Source organism: Amycolatopsis sp. NBC_00348 (assembly GCF_036114655.1).
Lineage (GTDB): Bacteria > Actinomycetota > Actinomycetes > Mycobacteriales > Pseudonocardiaceae > Amycolatopsis.
The window spans coordinates 4,164,041-4,181,889 of record NZ_CP107994.1 but is presented as its reverse complement, the minus strand read 5'-3'; the positions used below and the strand labels follow the sequence as shown (position 1 = coordinate 4,181,889).

The following is a 17,849-nucleotide window of genomic DNA, read 5'->3' as shown; positions in this document are numbered from 1 at the left end:
TCGGTACGCACGTAAGAAGGCTGTGATCAGCCTGACTGGGCCTACAGAAGGAGCGAGGGCATCACGATGAGCGCAGTCCCGGTAAAGACCGTGCTGATCACGGGCGGCAACGCCGGGATCGGCAAGGATGTGGCCCGGCAACTGGCATTGCGCCCTGAGATGGCGCGGATCTACCTGGCGTGCCGGAACCGGGATCGGGCGAGCGAGGCCAAGGCCGAACTCGAAGCGAAGACCGGCCGGAACATCTTCGAGATCGTCCTCATGGATGTCGCCGACCCGGGTTCGGTCCGTGCCGCGTTGGCCGGCATCGGCGGATCCCTCGACGCGCTGGTCATGAACGCCGGTGGAATCGGCGGCAAGACGCCCCTGGAGCTGACGGCCGACAGGGTCACCACCGTGTTCGCGTCGAACCTTCTTGGCCACGTCGTTCTCCTCGAGTCGCTCCTGGGCGAGGACCGGCTTGGCGGGGTGGCGGTCCTTGCCGGAAGCGAGGCAGCCAGGGGAGTCCGGTACATGCTGATGAAACGGCCGTCGTTCGTCTCAAACTCCGTCGACGAGCTCGCCACTGTCATCGACGGCACCTATTTCACCGACCACAAAAGGGACATCGGTTTGGCCTACGGGCAGGTCAAGTACATCGGGGCCCTATGGATGGCCTACCTGGCACGCCAACACCCTGGCCGCCGATTCATCACCGTGAGCCCCGGTAACACCACCGGCACCGAAGCTCCCAACAACTTCATATTGCCGCTGCGTCTGGCGGCCAAATACGTCGTGCCCCTCGTGGGTATCACCCACAAACTCGAGGTGGGCGCCAAGCGACTGGTCGACGGCGTCACCGACCCGACCCTGTCCAGCGGCGTGTTTTACGGCAGCCCCAACAACAAGGTGACCGGTCCCTTGGTCGACCAGACAGACATCTTCCCCGACCTGGCCAACCCGTTCTTTCAGGACCACGCCAACGAGGCCATCCACCGATTTATCACCTGAAACATTTCCGCAATGCCACGCCGACCGGCTTCCGGGAACGCTCACATCACATTAGGTGACGACGTCGAGCGGTGGCGTGAACGCCGGAATTGAGCGTCGACCACGCGGCGAGGTATCTGCCGTGAGGCGGGTCCTTAACTAAGGGATGTCTCGTAACTGAGGGCGTGGTTGGTGGGGCTGGTGTTGTGTCAGGCTTCGAGGAGCACGTTGTGCAGGTGCGCGATTCCGGACACCGTGTCAGCGAGCGTGCTGGCGGCGCGGCGGTAGTCTCGGAGGATCTTGAAGTTCTTCATCCGGGCCAGGACGTGTTCGACGCGAGCGCGGACCTTGCGGTGGGTGGCGTTGAGATCCTCTTTCCAGTCCGGGAGCTCGCTGCCGTCGCGAGGTTTGCGGTAGGGCATGACGATCGCCGGGTTGCCTTGGTAGCCGCCATCGGCCATCACCGGCCGGTCGGTGAGTTGCTCGGCGATGCCCGAGTCGCGGTAGACGGTGCAGTCGTTGCTGCTGCCTGGCTGTGGGTCGCCGGTGGCGATGACCAGCCGGGTTTCGGCGTCGATCGCGACCTGCACGTTGGTCGAGTAGCGGTAGTTCTTCGACGGGGTCGCCAGTCGGTGATCGCGGGTCGGGACCAGGGTGCCGTCCACGATCGCGACCGCATCCACCCGGCGTGTGCGGGCCGGGGCCAGGGCCAGCAGCGGGCCGATCGTGTCGATCACCCGGTGCGCCGCGGAATGCGACACCCCGAACAGCGGCCCGATCTGGCGCATCGTCAGATTCGTCCGCCAGTACGTCGCGACCAGCAACACCCGGTCTGCCAGCGGCAACGCCCACTGCCGGCCCGGGCGGCCGTCCGCGATCTCGTCCCCGCCTCGCTTCGCGACCAGCCGCACGAGCTTGCGGAACTGGCCTGGTTCCAGCCCGGTGAACGGGGCAATCCACTCCGGCCGCGACGCTGTGATCACCTGCACCACAACAACATGATCAACTATCGCCCCAGTCAGCCCGACACCGGGTTACGAGACATCCCTTAGGCCGGAGCCAATACGACTCGCGACCGAACACGGCCGCCTCCGAACGTGTACCAGCCGTTCCCACCTGCCCAGGTATCGCGCACGTTTGGTTCACCCAGCTGTCCGGGTACGGGAATGGTGGTGAGCTGAGAGTGAGGTCCTCGTGCCGGTGCCCGACGCCGAGGACGAATCGGTGCCCAAGTTCCCTGCCCGGTTGATGCGGGAGGTCACGGCGCTGGCCGCGCATGCGGCGATGATGCGTGACGTCCTGGCCGACTGGGCCACCAGCTGGGGCCTGACCGCCGACCTCGTGCGAGACCTGCGGCTGGCGGTCTACGAGGCGATGGCGAATGTCGTCGCGCACGCCTACCCGCGCCACACGATCGGCCTGATGACCGTCATCGCGACCCGCGACGAATCCGGCGAGGTCGCGGTCACGGTCAGCGACATCGGCTGCTGGCGAAAGGACAAAGACCCCGGCCGCGACGGCGGCCGGGGGATCCCGATCATCCGCGCGGTCGCTCCGCAGGCCAGCGTCACGAGCACCGGCGGCGGCACCACCGTCCGAATGGTTTGGCCCGGACCGCTCGCCTGACCGATGTCACCTGGCGGCATCGATCAAGGAGCCCGGCCACCGTAGGCTGTGTCGAGCACTCAGACGGGGAATGCACGAGTCTCACACTGAGCGCGCGCTCCGGTCGGCGGGCAGGGACTCACGGCACGACCGGCCTGACGCGCCGGACGACGATCTGGCCGCACTGTTCGGCCGGCTGCCGATGGTCTTCGCGGTGCTGTCGGGACCGCGGCACCTGGTGGAGACCGCGAACCCGTCCTTCCGCGCCACCGTCGGCATGACCGCCGGGTACATCTGAGCGCCGATCGAGACGGTCCTTCCGGAACTCGCTGACCAAGGATTTCTCGCGCTGCTGGACGAGGTCTACCGATCGGGCACGCCCTACACCGCCCGCGACGCCCGGATCGTGCTCGGAACCGGGCAGACGACGCGGGAGACCTTCTTCGACTTCACCTACGACCCGCGCCGCGACAGGACCGGCAACGTCGTAGGGATCACCGTGCTCGGGGTGGAGACCACCGACCTCAAGCACGCGCAGCGGGTGAGCGCCGAGCACCGGGCCCTGCTGGAACAGGTCGTCACCGACGCCCGCTGTGGCAGGTGCTCGACACCATGGTCCGGGTGATCGAAGGCCAGTCCGAGGACGCGCGCTCGTTCGAAACCGGAGATTCGCTCCGCCTGGGCGGTGGTCACGGCGTGGCGCGGCCGGGGGCAGACCCCGGCGGATCGTAAGGTCACCCGGACTTGCCCGCCAACGCGTTTTCCCGCCGTAGAGTGCTGGCATGCGTGCGCTGTTCAGCAGTCTGGTGCCGGCCGACCACACCTACCCGCTGATCCTCCTTGCGGCCGTCGCCGGGAATGAGGTGCGTTTCGCTGCCAGTGAGGGGGTGTACGCGCGCACGCCCTCGCCGGGCGAAGTTGCCCGCATCATGACCGGCTACGCCCCGGGTCGCTGATGTCCGTCGACAGCGAGTACAGCCGGTTCCTCGACGAACTGCTTCCCGAGCTCGAGTTGTCGCTGAGCAAGCGTGAAGATGCCGAAGCGGTGCTGGAGCGGCTCCGCGTCTACTACGCGGGGTTGCCCGCGCCCGGCCAGGAGCTGCGGCCGGAACCGGGCCGGGTCGCCGTCATCGCCCTCGATCCCTGGCGCGACTGGTCCGCCGAGGTCAAGAGCGCGGTGCTGGTCGCGGACCTGGTGATCTGCGACGACCCGCTGCTGTACGTGCAGGACCACATCAAGCGGTTCGCCCACTTCTACCGGCGGACCTTCGGCAAGCGGACCGGCACCCGGCTGCTGGCCCACCTGGCTACCCAGCTCGAGCGGATGTGGGACGTGCTGCCGCTGGTACGGGCCGGGCTCGTCGTGTTCCGGCCGCTGCGCATGGCGGCCGAGGAGACCGTGACTGCGGTGGAGCGCGCGGTCACCGACCACCTCGGCGACCACCTGGAAATGCTCGGCTGCGACGTGCACAGCTATCCGCAGTGGGTCGAGTACCGGCTGCCGTTGCTGGCCGAGCAGGCGAAGATCGAGCTGGACCGTGAGCTGTGGACGGAGTTCGGCATGGGTCCTGCCGAGATAGCCCGGTTCACCGTCGAGCCGCGCCTGACCCTGCAGTCCCTGACCACGTGGAACGGGCTGCTGCACGCGGAAGCGGTCGACGGGACGTTCTGGAGCACGTCCGACGCGTACTGGCGGCTGGCCCGGGACGCGATGAACGGCCTGCATCCCGGGACGAGGCTGCTGTCCTTCGTCGACACCTTCACCCGGCCGGTCCTGGAACAGTTGCCGACGCCGGCCCTGCTCACGATCCGGGGTAACGACGACGCGTTCGACGCCTTCCGGCGGCACCTCGCGCTGACCGAAGACCTGATCGGCTCCGATCCGGACGATGAGCAGTTCCCCGCAGACGTCGCCCGGGTCTTCGACGAGGTGTTCCGGCCGAACATCCGCGTCATCGAGAAAGCCATGCGGCGCAACACTCTGCTGCGTGACCTGCCTTTCGTCCTGGCTACGGCCGGCTTCGCCGTCGCCGGCGGGATGGCCGGCGCCGCACCGCCCGCGGCGACGATCTTCGGTGCCCTCTCGAGCCTCCTCGGCTTCGGCCCGGCCGTCCGTGACGGCCTGCGCCGGGAAGCCAAGGTGCAGCAGGAGCCGGCGTTCGTGTTCTGGAAGCTCGGCGTGCCCGGAACGCCCTGAAACGTGATCGCGGCCGTCCTCGCCGGACGTCGTCGGCGGGTGGCTCAGTAGCTGAGCCCGCGGTGGGCGCTTTCGCCGTAACCACGACCCTGGTCGTCGACCAGTTCCTCCTCCAACTCGGTTCGCCGCGCGTCGCGCAGTGATTCGCGGGTCAGCATCACGTCCGATGCAGCGTCTTCGGGATCGGGTGTGATCATCAAAATGCCTCCATTGCCGGGTGATGTCACGCCAGGCGTCGGCCCGAAGGTCGTTGCCGGCGGATTGGGTAGCCGAGCGGGGAGGCAACGTCGGCGGTGGTGATTCCGTACGTTTCACGATACGCCGCGGCCAGCCCGATGACCTGGTCCCATTGTCGCGCAAGCGCGGCATCGTCGGGGCGGGCACCGAGCGGCGCAAGCCAGGCCGGCTGTTCCCGCACAGCCTGGTCCCGCAGCTGGTCGGTTCTCGCGGTGATCTCCGCATTCAGGGTCGCCAACCGTTCCAGCGAACCGTGATGGTGGTGACGATCTGCTGCCAGCGGCTGATCTGCTCATCGGTCGCGTGCGCGATCCGAGCGGGCGCATCGTGGGTTCCGACGTGCTCGCTGTCCGGCCGGCGGGGAAGGCCGGCCGGACACTGGGTTCATCAGAAGGGCGGCTTGTCGCCGGCTCCGGCCCCGGCGCCCGCGCCGACCAGTTCCTGATCGCCGGCCGGACCCCACGGGTCGTCGGCCGGGCCTGCGGGTGTGCTGGTGATCAGGTCCGGGTTCACCGTTGAGGGCGCGTTCTTCGCGTTCTTGGTGACAGTGGTGGTGGCGTAGCGCAGCGACGGGCCGATCTCGTCGACATCCAGCTCGACCACCGTGCGGCTCTCGCCTTCCTTGGTCTGGAACGAGCGCTGCTTGAGGCCCTGGACGACGCCGCGGGCGCCGCGGGCCAGGGACTCGGCGACGTTCTCGGCCGCCTGCCGTCAGATCGTGCAGCGCACAGCACGGCGCTGAACGACCGTGACGCGGTCCTGATGACGAGGTTCACCACCCGCGACAGCTACTACTACGCGGGCATCGCGTCCTGGGGCCAGAAGTACGCGATCGGCGTCGTGGACGCCGGGGTCGACACGAAGCTGGCGGGTACCGGCGCGGCGGCGGACATCAAGCCGGAGGAGACGCACGCACTGCGCTTCGCAGTCCAAGGCTCGAAGCTGACCCTCTACGACGGCGGCCGGGAAGTACTGTCGGTGGTGGACCCGACGCTGGTCCTGACGGAGAGCTTCGTAGGCCTGCAGAGTTCGACGGCGACGGGGAAGACCTCGTTCGGGAACGTGTCCGTGCACGCGTTGTGAGTCGACCTGCCGATCAGCGGAGCCGGACGCCCCACGGCGACATTCCGATGGATCTTGAACCCGAGTGCAACAGATCGCCGGGCTGAGGGTCTCGTGAGAGGTGTGCGGTTCGAAGAGTTCTCACGCTGGGTTGTGGCCGGCCAGGTCCGCAGGCCCCGGACCATCGGGGACGGTGATCTCCTGGCCGAGACGGTCGATCCGGCAAGCGGGCTTGGGAGCGCCGCCTGAGGGATCGGACGAGCTTCTCCAGGCCCGAGTACATGTGTTGTTATATCGTGTCAGGATGCTGGCTGATCAGGACGTGCCCAGCGGTGTCGATATCGCGATGCAGCTGCGGCGAGCGCAGCTGCGCAAGCAGATGGCCTGCGAAACCGCGCTCGCCGAGGTCGGGGTGACGTTGCCGCAGTGGGGCATGCTGTACGCCGTCGCGGCCGAGCCGGATTCCTCGACCCATGCGCTGGCCCTGTTCATCGGGCAGTCCGATCAGTCCGCGGGCGCGGTGGTGGCCCGTCTGGAACAGCGCGGGTTGCTCGAACGCCGGCCGGGCGTCGGCAAGGCGATCCTGCACCGCCTCACTGCTGAGGGCGAGGAGCTCGTGCGGCGCTGCGACACGATCGTCGAGCAGGTGATGACCCAGCTGCTCGACGGTTTGCCCGATCGGAGCCGCCGGGCATTGCGGATCTCGTTGCAGTCGATCGCTGAGGCCGCACTCCCGACGTGAGCAGGCCGGGCACCGGGGATCTCATTGAACTGCCCGGGTGCCGCTGCGCCACACGTCCCTGATCGACAGGGTGTCGCTGATCCTGCTGGTGGGATCGCCGTCGACCAGCAGCAGATCGGCGCGCGCGCCCGGGGTGATCCGGCCGCGGTCGTGCAGGCCGAATGTGGTCGCGGGCACGCTGGTGGCGGCCCGCAGCGCCTCGGTCGGAGTGAGCCCGGCCCGCACGAGCAGCTGCAGTTCGCCGTGCAAGCTCGCCCCGTGTGCCATGCCCAGGGCGCCGAAGTGGTGGTTGGCGTCCGACCCGGCCAGGATCGGTACACCCGCCTCGTGCATCGCCTTCACCGCGGCCAGTGCGTCGTCGAAATTGCCGGCCGGGAGCGTGTTGAATTCACGGCTGAGGTTGTCCGTCCAGGGCTGCGGCAGGCGACCGGTGACCCGGCTGTCGCCCGCCAGGTCGGCGCCGAGGTGCCGGCCGGTGAGTGAGGCCAGCAGGTTCAGTGTCGGCGTCAGGAACGCGCCTCCCGCAAGGAACGCCTCGATCAGCTCGGGCGTGGCCGGGCCGTCGATGAACAGGTGCGCGAATCCGTCGACCCCGGCGGCCAGCGCCTGCCAGGTCGCATCGAGGGTCAGAGCGTGGGCGATCACCATGCGGTCGCGGTCATGCGCGGCGGCCACCGCTGCCTTGACGATGCGTTCCTCGACGACAGGGACGGTCTTGCCGAGGGTTTTGCCGCTCTCGATGAGCACCTTGATGTAGTCGGCGCCTTCGGCGATCCGCTCGTCGACGAAACGCGCGGCGTCTTCGGGCCGGCTGACCGTCGGCAGCTCCGGATCGTTCAGGCCGCCGTGGAGCTGGGTGGGGTGCCCGCCGGGTGCGGTCAGTCCCACTGAGGACGAACGGACGTCCGCGATGTCGGTTCGTTCGGCGGCGGCGCGACGAACCGGGTGCATTGCGTGCGGGAAGGAAAACAGGTCGAACTCGGTGGTCACGCCGAATCGGAGGGCTTGACCGAGTGTCTCCACGTCGGCGTGGGTGTGGGCGTCGATCAGGCCGGGCAGCAGGGTGGCGCCGTTGCCGTCGATCCGCTCGGCTGTCGAGGGTGTCGACGCGCCGACGGCGACGATCCGTGTTCCCTCGACTTCCACGGTGCGCACGCCGATCGGCTGCTCGCCGTCGAACACCCGGGCACCTTCGATGACATAGCGGGTCATGAATCCTCCTGTATACGTGTTCGTATATACTAACCCATGGATGAGGTGGTACGACTTCGTTCCGAGCAGAGGAAGGTGTGCAGCTACCCATGTCCGACAATGAAGCAGACGTGATGAGCGTGCTGGACCTGATCGCCCACGAGCGGCAGGCGCGTGACCGGGGCTGGTGGTCCCGCCTCGAGCGGTGCTACACGCCGGAGGCGACCATCCGGACAAGCTGGTTCGACGGCACCGCGGTCGAGTACATCGAGGTGTCCAAGCGGGTGTTCGACCACACCCCGTCCACCCATCGTCTCGGACTGCCCGTCATCGACGTCAACGGCTCCCGCGCGATCGCCGAGGTGCCGGTGACGATCGAGATGCGCGGCGCTTTCCGCGGCGTCGAGACCGACCTCGTCGCGTACCTGCGGATGCTGCACCGCGCCGAAAGGGGAGCCGGTGGCTGGCGGCTGGCCGCGTCGGTCGCGATCTTCGACCACGACACGATGACCTCCGCTGTCCCCGGCATTGCCCTGACGCTGAATCCGGGCGACCTTCAGGGCACGCGGCCGTCCTATCGCATGTTGAGCCTGTGGATGACCGAGCGCGGGTACACGGTCCCGGCCGATCGCCACGGCGTCGACCGGCCCACCGACCTCACCGCGCTGTATGACGACGCCTACGCGTGGGCCGGCCTGCCGCGCTGACCAGGCCCGTCAAGAAGGTGAGGCGTCGACCAACCTCGCGGCGGCTTGACACGACATAGCAGGCCGGGGCGCCATCAGGTGACGTCCCCGGCCGGTCTCATCCGCCTGGCCGTGAACCGGTCTGCAGGTGACCGGGACAGGCGTGCGATGGGTGACGGGGCTGGTTCACCCCGGGTATCGGGCCGTGCTTCAGGGACGCACCGCCTGGCCGGGGTGTGCTGACGTTCGGGCGATCCACGACCCGTCAAGCCGGGCGTGCCCACCGCCGGGGATGCCCTCCGCCGTCACCCAGGACGTCTCCGAGCAGGTACGGGCTGGCTCGCCGCGCGACACCACGCCGAGCCTTCCGGCAGTCAGCGCGACCGGTGTGGGGAAGCGAGCCTCGGCGCTGGTCTTCTGGACCAGGTCGCGGACCGTCGACGGCGGGACAGCGTGGCCGAGCATGCTCGTGAGCAGTCGTGTCAGGGGCTGTTCGGGGTCGGTGTTCTCGAGTGCGATCCGCGCGCTGGTGCCGTCGCCGCGCTGGTAGGCGCGCATCGCGATGCGGCACCCCCGCCTGTAGCGTGCGCGTTCCCGGGCTCGGGCGACGCTGTTGCGCAGCGACTCCAGTGACGGCAGCGACGGATCCGGGCTCGGGGGCGGTGACCTGCCGGACGAACAGGTCGACGCGGTCTAGCAACCACAGCGGTGTCCGAGCGAGGTAGCGCGCACGCTGCGCCGGGGTGCAGCGGCAGACCTCGGTCCGGACGCTGCCGCACAGGCAGTCCCGGGCGGTGAACACGACGCGTGCTCCGGCCGGGCCCGATTCGGCACCTGCCGAGGCGGTGATGCCGATCGTGCCGTTCTCCAGCGCCGGACGCAGCACCTCGACGGAGCGGGCAGAAAACTCGGGAAGGTCCTCGACGGTCAGGACACCGCGGTGGGCCAGCGTCAGCAACCCCGGCCGACTCAGGGATCCGGCTATCGCGGCGATCGTGTCGTCGGGGAGCAGGGAAACGCCGGGTGGGCGCTGCGTTGTCGGGCCAGGGTTCGCCGGCCGGGAAGTGCCACGTGCTGACCTCGAGCGCCTCGGTATCGGTGAGGTCGGCCATCAACGTCCGGATCAACCGCGGCAGCAGGAGGACCGGGGTGCCGGGAGCCGCGACGTGCAAGGTGTGGTGACCGCCGGCGGCCGCGACCGCGGCAGCCCGGACCGCCATGGGCGCCAGCCGGGCCCAGGCTTCGGGAGCCCACGGCGTAGTCGACGATGCCCCTTCGCCCGATTCGGGCCGCGGGACCGGAGGGGGTCCGGCCGTCGCAAACCCCGGGTGATCGGGATCCCGAGCCGGGTGGAGGCGTCGGCGTTGAAGCGGTGGAGGTCGCTGTCTTCGATCTTGACGTCCGTGAACAGCAGTGTGATCGGTTCGTCAGGGTGATCGTGGCGAACAAGCTCGGCGCGGAGCGGCGTCCCGTTACGCTGGAAGGGTCCGCCAGCCCGTCACCGTGTGGCTTTCGCGGCTCAGCCGGTAGGCGGCGTCGGCGTACGGGCGGTCGAGGCGGTACACCGTCCGCATCGGAGTGGCCGGTTCGGTGTCGAGCCGGGTGTACAGCCTGGTGATCGTCGAGACGCGGTTCTGCGCGCCGAGGATCCCGCCGACTTCCGGGCTCCACGAACCGCCCGCGGTGGCGCTGTGCTCGCTGCCGTCCGGACCGAACCCGAACCCGATGGCGTAGGAGACCGGCGCCACGACGCCGTTCGCGATGACCGGCTGGCCCTGGCAGGGGTAGAGCCAGTTCAGCTGCCAGTCGACGAGCGTGTGCCCGTCGCGCGGCAGGAAGTCGCCGACCGGGACGACGTCGCGCACCGTGGGCATCGCGAACGACAGCCAGTCCTGCGTCACCTTCGCGGTCAGCCGGAAGGCCGTGGTGCCCGCGGGGAGGGCCGTGCCGTCGCTGATCGCCACGTCCCGCCAGGACAGGCTGTCCTCCGGCGCGGCGAAGTCCGAGCGGGCGACCACGCGGTACCCGCCGTCGGACGCGGCCGCGAACTCGGCGGTGAGGGTGTTGCCCGCACCGGTCACGCCGCTCACGGTCGTCATGAGCTGCTTGTCCGCCGACAGGTCGGCGGGCAGCCGCAACCACGGCGTGGTCATGGTGGCCGGTCCGGCGGTCAGGCTGCCGTAGACCTCGGCCGTCGCGGGGCCCGGCTCGGGCGGGCTGCCCGCCGCCCGGACGTCGCGGTCGAAGCCGTCGGTGGCCGGCGCGCCCGCCAGCACCGCGACCGGACGCGCGGAGCCCGGGTCGGCGGCTCGCAGCACCCGCGCCTCCCCGCAGCGGCGGGCGAGCGGGTCCGCGACGGCGTCCGCCCACGGCGACCACGAATCCCGGGTCCGCACCGTGGCGAGCGCGAACCCGCCGACGAGGAAAGCCAGCTCTCCCACCAGGAAGCAGACGGCGATCGCCCGGGCGAGGTGGATCGCGGTGAAGGCGTCCCGGCGCGGGACGAGCGTGACGACGAGGGCTCCGGCGAGCACCACGGCCGGCGCCACTGCACTCGGCAGTGGCTCGCCGGCCAGGGGGACGCCGGGTAGCACGTCGTCGGCCCACGTGTTGCGGCCCTGGGCGGCCAGCCAGATCCAGCCGCCCGACCCGGCCAGGAGCAGGGAGCCGACCACGAAGGTCAGGCGGCGGGTGCCGAGGTAGCGCCGGGCCAAGTCCGGCGCCGACAGGGCCAGATGGCTGAGGAAGATCGTCGCGACGCCGGCGAACGCCCCGAAGTGCCACGGCCACTTCGACGGGGTGCACACCAGCAGCACGAGCCCCAGCGTGCAGGTCCAGCCGGTCAGCCACAGCGGCCGGGGCAACGGCCGTCGGCGCTGCCGGGCGCGGACGCACAGCAGCACGAAGAACGGCACGATCAGCAGGAGCAGCAGCGCCGGTGCGCGCAGCGCGAAGTTGCCGGTGGACTGGTCGCCCAGCAGCAGCCGGTACCGGTCCACCTCGTCGCCGAGCGGGTCCGGGGGACCGGTGTCGAGGCCGCCGCCGAAGGACGAGCTGCCGCGCAGGAAGTCGTTCAGCGAGCCGTCGGCGAACCCCGCGACGGCGGCGGTCGCCGCGCACGACACCACGCACAGCACCGCGGCGACCGCGTCCGTCGTCGAACGCGCGGTCCTGCGGATCAGCTGCGCCGCCGATTTCGCCCCGAGCGCCAGGGGGAGCAGCACGAGGACGCCGGCGGTGTGCGCGATGAGCCCGAGGGACGCCGCGCCGACGGCGAGGCCGAGGTACCCGACCCGTTGCCGGCGGCGGGCGAGCAGCATGGCGCAGACGGTGATCGTCAGGCAGGCCGAGACCGAAGCCTCCTGACGGGTGCCGAGGCCGAACGGCAGCCACCAGGCGAGGAACAGCAGCGCCGGGACCAGCAGGCGCTTCCCCACGGCGACCGGGCCGACTGCGCCGCGGACCCCCAGCCACGTGATGATCGCGAAGAACAGCGACGGCACCCGCTGGAGCACGGGAGCCGTGCCGAGTTCGGACCACCACGCGTAGAGCTGCAACAGCCACGTGAACGGGACGTAGGAATTGTTGTGGTACATGTAGTAGTTGCCGAAATAACCCGCGTGTTCCCGGTTGAGCGCCATCGCGTACATCCAGCCGTCGTCGCTCGTCCGCGGCGCGAGGAACAGCCACGCGAGCAGCGTGACGCCGACGACGACGTCCGCGGCGCGGGGGTGGAAGCGCTTCCGCCGGCCGGGCCGCCGGTACAGCACGATCAGGCAGCCCGCGCACACCAGCAGCCCGGCCACCACGGCCGCCAGGAGCACGAGCTTCACCGGCGTCGGCGCGGAGGCGAACCGGTCGTCGACCCGCACGGTGACGTCGAGGTCCCGGCCGGGCAGCGTGGTGATCGCCGTGATCAACGCGTCCACGTCCGGCAGCGCCGACGTGCCCAGCGTCCGCCCGTCCTTGGTGTAGAACAGCTTCTGGTCCTCGGTGCGGATCCGGTACTGGCAGGGTTGCGCCGTGATCGGTTCGCGGAAGACGACGGCCGGGCCGAGGAACGCCGTGAGAGAGCCATTTTCGGCGGTCACCCGCAGCCCCTCGGCGGCCGTGGGCTGGTCGGGATCGGTGGTGGCGAGCAGGATGTGCGACGCCCGATCGGCGTCGGCGGCGGCCGCTGCGTCCACGGTGGCGCAGGAGAAACCGGCCGTCAGCCCGAGCGGCTTGCCGGCTTCGAGCGCGAGCAGAGTGGACTGCGGCGCGGTGGGATCCACCGGCCAGGAAACCGAAGGATCGTCGACCGCGACTGGCGCCAGCGGCAGTGCGAGCGCACACAGGATGGTCAGGATTCCTGCGCCTGCCGCCAGCGCTCTCAGCCGGCGCCGCGGTGGCCGGGTGGGCGGCTCCGCCATCGGTGTTGTCGTACGCGGTTCGAGAACTGCGGGCGAGTGAACGATGACGTCTCCTCGGCTGCATCAAGGGATACTCACCCACGATGCAGGCCCGGGCGCCGGGAAAACACCAGACAGTCAGGTAGCCAGGCCGGCGCTGATCAGCCAGATGTGTTCACAGGTCGCCGCGGCCGCCGGGTGCCCGGCCCAGGTGGGTGCCTGGCGTGCTGGGTGCGGTGGCGGCGGGGATGGTGCCGTGGGTGTTCGTGCTGGGCCGGACCCTGCCCGAGACGACCCAGGTGCGGCACTGGCCGGCCGTGTGGATCGGACTCGACCTGGCCATGGCGCTCGGCTGCGCGACCACGGCGCGGTGGTATCACCGGGGCGATGCCCGCGCCCGCCTGTCGGCCTCGGCGGTCGCGGCGCTCATGGGGATGGACGCCTGGTTCGACGTCCTCACCGCCCGGCCCGGCGCCGAATTCACCCAGGCCCTCGTCTGCGCGGTCCCGGAACTGGCCCTGGCCGGACTGTGCACCTGGCTCGCCCTGCGTGATACAGAAAGGCTGTCATGAAACGAGAACACCCGCGACTGCCGCGGTCGAGCCGGGCCAGATCCCGAACCCGAAAGACGCGATCGAGAAAACCTCCACAGTGCCGCCTGCTCCGGCCTGATCCCGCCGGCCACAGCGCAGAAGGCAATCGCCGGCAACTGGATCACCGCCTTCGACGACGCCGGGCTCCGCATCGCCGGCGGCAAGGTTCTACCTCCGAGACATCTCAGCCCGGTGCACCAGCCACCGCGGCGACGAAGACGGCAACTGATCACCCACCTCGCTCCGTGACTTGGAGCTCGCTGGAAACGTCCTCCGCAAATCGGATGGCGGAACCGGTGAGGGCCCTGATCGTGACCCGACACCGGGCGTCGGTGAGGGTTGCAGCGGGAGTAGCGGCCCGGCGACGAATCCATCGCCGTGATCGCTCTGCCGCGTCTCGCCGTCATGCACCAGCCGGTGCGCGATGTGCCGACCGACGCCCTTGCAACCCGCCACCGCCCATACCCGTTCGGTGCACCGGCGCCCGGCCGCAGGACGGTTGCCCGACACCACGGAACGCACTCTTCTGCCGATGAGCGGACGTTCGGCGCCAGAGTCGGCCGGCGGACGTCTCCTGCCACGATGACCGACGGGACAGGGGAGCCAGACATCGTGCAGCCGACCGGAAGCGCCGGGTTCTGACAGATGCCAGTGCGGCGACCGTCGACGCGACGGTCGCCGCACTGTGTGTTGGGCGCTATGCCGGAGCCTGCCGGTCAGACGGCGACGCGCAGCATGACGTCGATGTTGCCGCGGATCGCCCGTGAGTACGGGCAGCGCCCGTGGGCGTCCCTGGCCAGCGACTCGGCGTCCGCCTGCGACAGCCCGGGGAGTGAGGCGGTCAGCTCGACGTCGAGCAGGAACCCGGCCTCGTCCTGGGCGAGGCTCACCCGCGCGAGGATCGTGTCGCCGGACAGCTTGATCTTGCGTTCCCTGGCGACCAGCCGCAACGCGCTGTGGAAGCAGGCCGAGTAGCCCGCGCCGAACAACTGCTCGGGGTTGGTCGCCGTGCCGGAGCCGCCCGCTTCCTTGGGGAGCGCGAGTGCGGTGTCCAGCAGGCCGTCGCTGGAGCGGACCTTGCCGTTGCGGCCGTCACCGCTGGAGGTCACTTCGGTGGTGTACAGGGTCTGCACGGTCACTGTCCTTCCTGGACGGAGTGGGCGAACCAGTCGAGGGTCGTGGCGAGCGCGTCGCGCATCGGGGTGGCGCGGGCACCGAAAGTGCTGGTGTAGAGCGAGTCGTCCATGACGAACGGCTCGGTGTGCCAGTAGAAGAGTTCGCGGTACTCGGCCATGAACTCCTCGTCGTACGGGCCGAACGGCTCCGCCTCGCGCTGCACCGTGATCTGCGTCGGCTCGCCGGTCAGGTCGCCGATGATGTCGTGGATCTGCCGGGTCGTGTACGGGCCGTCGACGGGCAGGTGCCACAGCCTGCCGAGTGCGCGATCGTCGGAGCCGAGCACGGCGAGCCCGGCGGCGAGGTCAGGCACGTAGGTGTAGCTCTTCGGCAGGTCGATGTCGCCCAGCCCGAGCCTGGTCGCGCCGGCCAGCGCGGCCGGGAACACCGACACGCCCAGCGAGGACAGCAGAACGCGCGGGCCGAAGAAGTCGGCCGCCATGCCGAGCGCGACGCGGACGTCCCCACGCTCGTGTGCGGCCAGGTACCGTTCGGTGATCGCGGCGCGCGTCTTGCCCTTGGGGCCTGGCGCGGCGAGCGGCGTTCGCTCGGTCATCGGCACCCCGCCGGTCGGGCCGTACTGGTTGAGCGTCTCGACGGTGACCAGCTTCGCGCCGCTGCGGCCGACGACGTCGAGCAGCGCGTCCTGGATCACCGGCAGCACCTGCGGTTGCAGCTGGTACGGCACGTGCGTGCAGTTGTAGACGACGTCGGCGCCCTCGACGATCTCGGCGAGCTTGACCCGGTCGGTCACGTCGGCGGCGACCCGCACCGAATCGGCGATCTGTTCCCCTCCGCCGGACCGGTTCACCGTGCGCACCCGGTTGCCCTGGGCGACGAGCCGCTCGGCGAGGGTCAGGCCGACGGGTCCGGTGCCGAGGACGACGTGCAGTTTCGGGGTCATGACTTCTCCTCTAACTGAGTGATTAACCACTCACACTTGGCGTGAAAGAGAGGGCCGCACGACGCGGCCGTTCTCGCGGCGAAAACTCGATTGGCGACGGAGCTCAGTAGTGGCGCAGGCCCGCCGAGAGCGTGTTCGCCCACGGCGCGTCGACCTCGGTGGCGCCGATCGCCACCACCAGGTGACACAACGCCCCCCTGGCCATGAAGTCCTGGACCGCGCCGGCATCCGCGCCGGAAACGCTGCGCACGTACTCGACGGTCCTGGCGTAGCTGCGCCGCACCACCTCGCGCACCGCGGGCTCGGACGCCGCTGCCGCCTGGGCGTGCACCTGGACCAGCAGCAGGTCTGGATCAGCGATGAGCCGGGCGTACTCGTCGCCCATCGCCATCAGCACCTCGTGCGGCTCGCTGCCGCGCGCCTTGGCTGCCCCCCTGGCGAAGCTGTCCCGCACGAGGTCGAAAGTATGCTCGACGACCGCGACGAACAACGCCTCCTTGTTGGGGAACAGGCGGTAGACATAGGCCTGCGAGATGCCCGCCCGCTTCGCCACCTCGGTGGTGTTGGTGCCGTAGTAGCCACGGGCCGCGAAGCTGCTGACCGCGGTGCTGAGCACCACTTCCCTGCGTTCCTCCGCGGTGCTGAGCACCCGTCCCGTCGCTGCCATGTGAGTAATAAACCACTCACACTTTCCGGTGTCAATCCCTCGGCGCTTCCCGTCAGGCTGCCCCGACCCGCGGGACCAACGACCGCCCACGAGCCGGTCGGCCGTGAAACTGAGGTTGGACCCGCATCGAACATCCGCTTCTGCCGCTGGCCGCACTGCTGCGACGCGTGCTCGTGTTCGCCGGCTGCCCTGCAGGTGGCTTCACCGGAGGTGTCGGCCGAACCCGACCCAGCCGATCAGACGTTCCCTGACCGGTCCAGCCTGCAAATGGCCGACGAGCCGGTCGACGTGGCAGGTCAAGGCCCGGTGCCGGTGAAGGTCGCGGATCTGCTCCCGCGGAAGGTCTCGCCAATTCGTGGCCATCGCGATGGCTTGATCGGCGTCAAGAGTGAGCGCCGCGAGCGTGTCCGCCGCGAGAGCTTCGGGATCCCAGTCCGGATCGCCGTCCGGACCGAACTGCTCGATGATCCACATACGCAGGCAGAAGCCCAGCTGCGCCCGCCGCTCCAGATCCCAGGAATTGTCGCCGGGCAGCCCCACATCGGCAGCCGAGGCCAGTTTGGCCCATCGCCGGCGAACGCCGCCCCCGGACGCACCCGGCCGGCAGGCGTGCTCGCGGGCGACCCGCCGGGCACGGTCGAGTTCCCGGCCGTCCGCGAGGGTGGCCACATAGTGCTCGAGCCGGTCGATCGTCCACGTACTCAGGTCCCGCGCCGCCGGCTTGTCGTTCACGCTTCCCGGGTGGCCGTCGAGACAGCTGCGGGCATACTCGCCGAGCGACAACTCGTAACCCACACAGCCCAGGGAGTACCGGACCCGGCCGGCTTCGCCGGCCAGCCGCTCCCACGCCGTCCGGCCCGCCTGGTCATCCAGCTGCCCGACCAAGGTCGCCGCATAGGCGCGCCCAGCCGGTGTCCCCTCCTCGAGCACCCGTTCCAGCAGCGGCAACGCGCGCACGCCGAGATCCTGCACGTGCTGGTAGGCGACCGTGCTCGAATCGAAGTTTCCCATGAAGCCCTGACTGTTGAAAGACAAGAGCCGAGCCGTCATCAGTTCTGTCACTGCTTCGTCATCATCCATGGCTGCCCCTCACAGCGCCGGAGCGGGCACATTCCCTGCGGCTCCGGATGATCGTGACGACGGCCCATATCGCTGCCCGGAAGTCCGTGGACGGACCATTAGTGATCTCACCTCGCCCCAAGCGGCGGATCGACGGCACATGCGAGTCGTCGTTCTCCATAGCGATGACTCAAGACAACACGTGCTCAGGCAACCCGGCAGGCATGTTCGCGCAGGGCGCACTCTTCTGCCGCGGTGCGGGCGTTGAGGCGGGAACCCCGACACCTCCCGTCGAGGAGTGGGTTCCCCGGACCCGGCCCGGCTCGAACGGGCTGCCACCCTCACCGTGCGACGGGTAGGACGCATCCTT

20 protein-coding genes and 3 pseudogenes are annotated in these 17,849 nt (G+C 69.6%); 10 read left to right on the top strand and 13 right to left on the bottom strand.

The annotated features are described in order from the left end of the window. The first annotated feature begins 66 nt into the window (after positions 1-66). Positions 67-990 (top strand): SDR family NAD(P)-dependent oxidoreductase, encoded by a 924-nt coding sequence (locus OHS58_RS18090; RefSeq protein WP_328649119.1) that lies wholly within the window; start codon positions 67-69, stop codon positions 988-990. A gap of 188 nt (positions 991-1,178) precedes the next feature. On the opposite strand, the gene OHS58_RS18085 is transcribed toward OHS58_RS18090, so the two are convergent. Beyond that, positions 1,179-1,958, bottom strand: a complete 780-nt coding sequence (locus tag OHS58_RS18085; protein WP_328649118.1) for a transposase family protein — start codon at positions 1,956-1,958, stop codon at positions 1,179-1,181. Between the two features lie 235 nt (positions 1,959-2,193). On the opposite strand from OHS58_RS18085, the gene OHS58_RS18080 reads away from it, so the two are divergent. The 5 genes from OHS58_RS18080 to OHS58_RS18060 all read left to right on the top strand — a co-directional run bounded on the left by OHS58_RS18080 (position 2,194) and on the right by OHS58_RS18060 (position 4,771). Next, positions 2,194-2,595: an ATP-binding protein gene (locus OHS58_RS18080; RefSeq protein ID WP_328649117.1), complete on the top strand. Its 402-nt coding sequence runs from the start codon at positions 2,194-2,196 to the stop codon at positions 2,593-2,595. A gap of 70 nt (positions 2,596-2,665) precedes the next feature. After that, positions 2,666-2,872 (top strand): hypothetical protein, encoded by a 207-nt coding sequence (locus tag OHS58_RS18075; protein WP_326948624.1) that lies wholly within the window; start codon positions 2,666-2,668, stop codon positions 2,870-2,872. 108 nt (positions 2,873-2,980) lie between these two features. Further along, positions 2,981-3,199: a hypothetical protein gene (locus OHS58_RS18070; protein ID WP_326948625.1), complete on the top strand. Its 219-nt coding sequence runs from the start codon at positions 2,981-2,983 to the stop codon at positions 3,197-3,199. Positions 3,200-3,356: 157 nt separating this feature from the next. Next, complete coding sequence (locus OHS58_RS18065; protein ID WP_326948626.1) at positions 3,357-3,530, top strand: hypothetical protein; 174 nt, start codon at positions 3,357-3,359, stop codon at positions 3,528-3,530. Continuing rightward, complete coding sequence (locus OHS58_RS18060; RefSeq protein WP_328649116.1) at positions 3,530-4,771, top strand: hypothetical protein; 1,242 nt, start codon at positions 3,530-3,532, stop codon at positions 4,769-4,771. The genes OHS58_RS18065 and OHS58_RS18060 overlap by 1 nt, the downstream gene beginning before the upstream one ends. A 44-nt stretch (positions 4,772-4,815) precedes the next feature. Here OHS58_RS18060 and OHS58_RS18055 read toward each other — a convergent pair whose 3' ends face one another. The 3 genes and pseudogenes from OHS58_RS18055 to OHS58_RS18045 form a co-directional block, all read right to left on the bottom strand. Beyond that, entirely contained in the window at positions 4,816-4,968 is a 153-nt protein-coding gene (locus OHS58_RS18055; protein WP_328649115.1) for a hypothetical protein, read from the bottom strand. A gap of 26 nt (positions 4,969-4,994) precedes the next feature. Continuing rightward, positions 4,995-5,246 carry a hypothetical protein gene (locus tag OHS58_RS18050; protein WP_328649114.1) on the bottom strand — a complete coding sequence of 84 codons (252 nt, stop codon included), beginning with the start codon at positions 5,244-5,246 and terminating at the stop codon, positions 4,995-4,997. Positions 5,247-5,395: 149 nt separating this feature from the next. Then, positions 5,396-5,719, bottom strand: a pseudogene (locus OHS58_RS18045) (single-stranded DNA-binding protein); the annotation flags it as partial. A 51-nt stretch (positions 5,720-5,770) separates the two neighbouring features. Here OHS58_RS18045 and OHS58_RS18040 point away from each other — a divergent pair. Together OHS58_RS18040 and OHS58_RS18035 are read left to right on the top strand one after the other, a co-directional pair. Continuing rightward, a complete protein-coding gene (locus OHS58_RS18040; RefSeq protein ID WP_328649113.1) occupies positions 5,771-6,091 on the top strand; it encodes a hypothetical protein in 321 nt (106 codons plus the stop codon). A gap of 283 nt (positions 6,092-6,374) precedes the next feature. Beyond that, on the top strand, positions 6,375-6,812 hold the full coding sequence (locus OHS58_RS18035) for a MarR family winged helix-turn-helix transcriptional regulator (protein WP_328649112.1): 438 nt from the start codon (positions 6,375-6,377) through the stop codon (positions 6,810-6,812). Between the two features lie 21 nt (positions 6,813-6,833). Here the strand turns inward: OHS58_RS18035 and OHS58_RS18030 are convergent, their stop codons facing one another. After that, positions 6,834-8,024, bottom strand: a complete 1,191-nt coding sequence (locus tag OHS58_RS18030) for an amidohydrolase family protein (protein ID WP_328649111.1) — start codon at positions 8,022-8,024, stop codon at positions 6,834-6,836. An 89-nt stretch (positions 8,025-8,113) separates the two neighbouring features. Here OHS58_RS18030 and OHS58_RS18025 point away from each other — a divergent pair, with 89 nt between their 5' ends. After that, positions 8,114-8,710, top strand: coding sequence for a nuclear transport factor 2 family protein (locus tag OHS58_RS18025; RefSeq protein ID WP_328649110.1), 597 nt, complete (start codon positions 8,114-8,116; stop codon positions 8,708-8,710). A gap of 189 nt (positions 8,711-8,899) precedes the next feature. Here OHS58_RS18025 and OHS58_RS18020 read toward each other — a convergent pair whose 3' ends face one another. The 4 genes and pseudogenes from OHS58_RS18020 to OHS58_RS18015 form a co-directional block, all read right to left on the bottom strand. After that, positions 8,900-9,247 carry a hypothetical protein gene (locus tag OHS58_RS18020; RefSeq protein ID WP_328649109.1) on the bottom strand — a complete coding sequence of 116 codons (348 nt, stop codon included), beginning with the start codon at positions 9,245-9,247 and terminating at the stop codon, positions 8,900-8,902. 124 nt (positions 9,248-9,371) lie between these two features. Continuing rightward, a pseudogene (locus OHS58_RS48785) lies at positions 9,372-9,662 on the bottom strand (ATP-binding protein); the annotation flags it as partial. A 37-nt stretch (positions 9,663-9,699) separates the two neighbouring features. Continuing rightward, positions 9,700-9,909 (bottom strand): annotated as a pseudogene (locus tag OHS58_RS48780) (ATP-binding protein); the annotation flags it as partial. 252 nt (positions 9,910-10,161) lie between these two features. After that, on the bottom strand, positions 10,162-12,963 hold the full coding sequence (locus OHS58_RS18015) for an arabinosyltransferase domain-containing protein (protein ID WP_328649108.1): 2,802 nt from the start codon (positions 12,961-12,963) through the stop codon (positions 10,162-10,164). Between the two features lie 341 nt (positions 12,964-13,304). On the opposite strand from OHS58_RS18015, the gene OHS58_RS18010 reads away from it, so the two are divergent. Continuing rightward, positions 13,305-13,652 (top strand): hypothetical protein, encoded by a 348-nt coding sequence (locus OHS58_RS18010; RefSeq protein WP_326954067.1) that lies wholly within the window; start codon positions 13,305-13,307, stop codon positions 13,650-13,652. A gap of 737 nt (positions 13,653-14,389) precedes the next feature. On the opposite strand, the gene OHS58_RS18005 is transcribed toward OHS58_RS18010, so the two are convergent. The 4 genes from OHS58_RS18005 to OHS58_RS17990 all read right to left on the bottom strand — a co-directional run bounded on the left by OHS58_RS18005 (position 14,390) and on the right by OHS58_RS17990 (position 17,500). Next, positions 14,390-14,806, bottom strand: coding sequence for an organic hydroperoxide resistance protein (locus OHS58_RS18005; RefSeq protein WP_326948635.1), 417 nt, complete (start codon positions 14,804-14,806; stop codon positions 14,390-14,392). A gap of 2 nt (positions 14,807-14,808) precedes the next feature. Then, the gene (locus tag OHS58_RS18000; protein ID WP_328649107.1) at positions 14,809-15,753 is read right to left on the bottom strand and encodes an NAD-dependent epimerase/dehydratase family protein; all 945 of its coding nucleotides are present in this window, start codon (positions 15,751-15,753) and stop codon (positions 14,809-14,811) included. A 103-nt stretch (positions 15,754-15,856) separates the two neighbouring features. Continuing rightward, the gene (locus OHS58_RS17995) at positions 15,857-16,420 is read right to left on the bottom strand and encodes a TetR/AcrR family transcriptional regulator (RefSeq protein ID WP_326948637.1); all 564 of its coding nucleotides are present in this window, start codon (positions 16,418-16,420) and stop codon (positions 15,857-15,859) included. A 201-nt stretch (positions 16,421-16,621) separates the two neighbouring features. Further along, positions 16,622-17,500, bottom strand: coding sequence for a hypothetical protein (locus OHS58_RS17990; RefSeq protein ID WP_328649106.1), 879 nt, complete (start codon positions 17,498-17,500; stop codon positions 16,622-16,624). Positions 17,501-17,849: the final 349 nt, after the last annotated feature.

What these genes read in the sequence shown, in the direction of transcription:
- OHS58_RS18075 (WP_326948624.1), top strand. Translation starts at nt 2,666, where the DNA reads ATGCACGAGTCTCACACTGAGCGCGCGCTCCGGTCGGCGGGCAGGGAC.
- OHS58_RS17990 (WP_328649106.1), bottom strand. Translation starts at nt 17,500, where the DNA reads ATGGATGATGACGAAGCAGTGACAGAACTGATGACGGCTCGGCTCTTG.
- OHS58_RS18040 (WP_328649113.1), top strand. Translation starts at nt 5,771, where the DNA reads ATGACGAGGTTCACCACCCGCGACAGCTACTACTACGCGGGCATCGCG.
- OHS58_RS18030 (WP_328649111.1), bottom strand. Translation starts at nt 8,024, where the DNA reads ATGACCCGCTATGTCATCGAAGGTGCCCGGGTGTTCGACGGCGAGCAG.
- OHS58_RS18035 (WP_328649112.1), top strand. Translation starts at nt 6,375, where the DNA reads ATGCTGGCTGATCAGGACGTGCCCAGCGGTGTCGATATCGCGATGCAG.
- OHS58_RS18090 (WP_328649119.1), top strand. Translation starts at nt 67, where the DNA reads ATGAGCGCAGTCCCGGTAAAGACCGTGCTGATCACGGGCGGCAACGCC.
- OHS58_RS17995 (WP_326948637.1), bottom strand. Translation starts at nt 16,420, where the DNA reads ATGGCAGCGACGGGACGGGTGCTCAGCACCGCGGAGGAACGCAGGGAA.
- OHS58_RS18020 (WP_328649109.1), bottom strand. Translation starts at nt 9,247, where the DNA reads ATGCGCGCCTACCAGCGCGGCGACGGCACCAGCGCGCGGATCGCACTC.
- OHS58_RS18000 (WP_328649107.1), bottom strand. Translation starts at nt 15,753, where the DNA reads ATGACCCCGAAACTGCACGTCGTCCTCGGCACCGGACCCGTCGGCCTG.
- OHS58_RS18065 (WP_326948626.1), top strand. Translation starts at nt 3,357, where the DNA reads ATGCGTGCGCTGTTCAGCAGTCTGGTGCCGGCCGACCACACCTACCCG.
- OHS58_RS18055 (WP_328649115.1), bottom strand. Translation starts at nt 4,968, where the DNA reads ATGATCACACCCGATCCCGAAGACGCTGCATCGGACGTGATGCTGACC.
- OHS58_RS18025 (WP_328649110.1), top strand. Translation starts at nt 8,114, where the DNA reads ATGTCCGACAATGAAGCAGACGTGATGAGCGTGCTGGACCTGATCGCC.
- OHS58_RS18060 (WP_328649116.1), top strand. Translation starts at nt 3,530, where the DNA reads ATGTCCGTCGACAGCGAGTACAGCCGGTTCCTCGACGAACTGCTTCCC.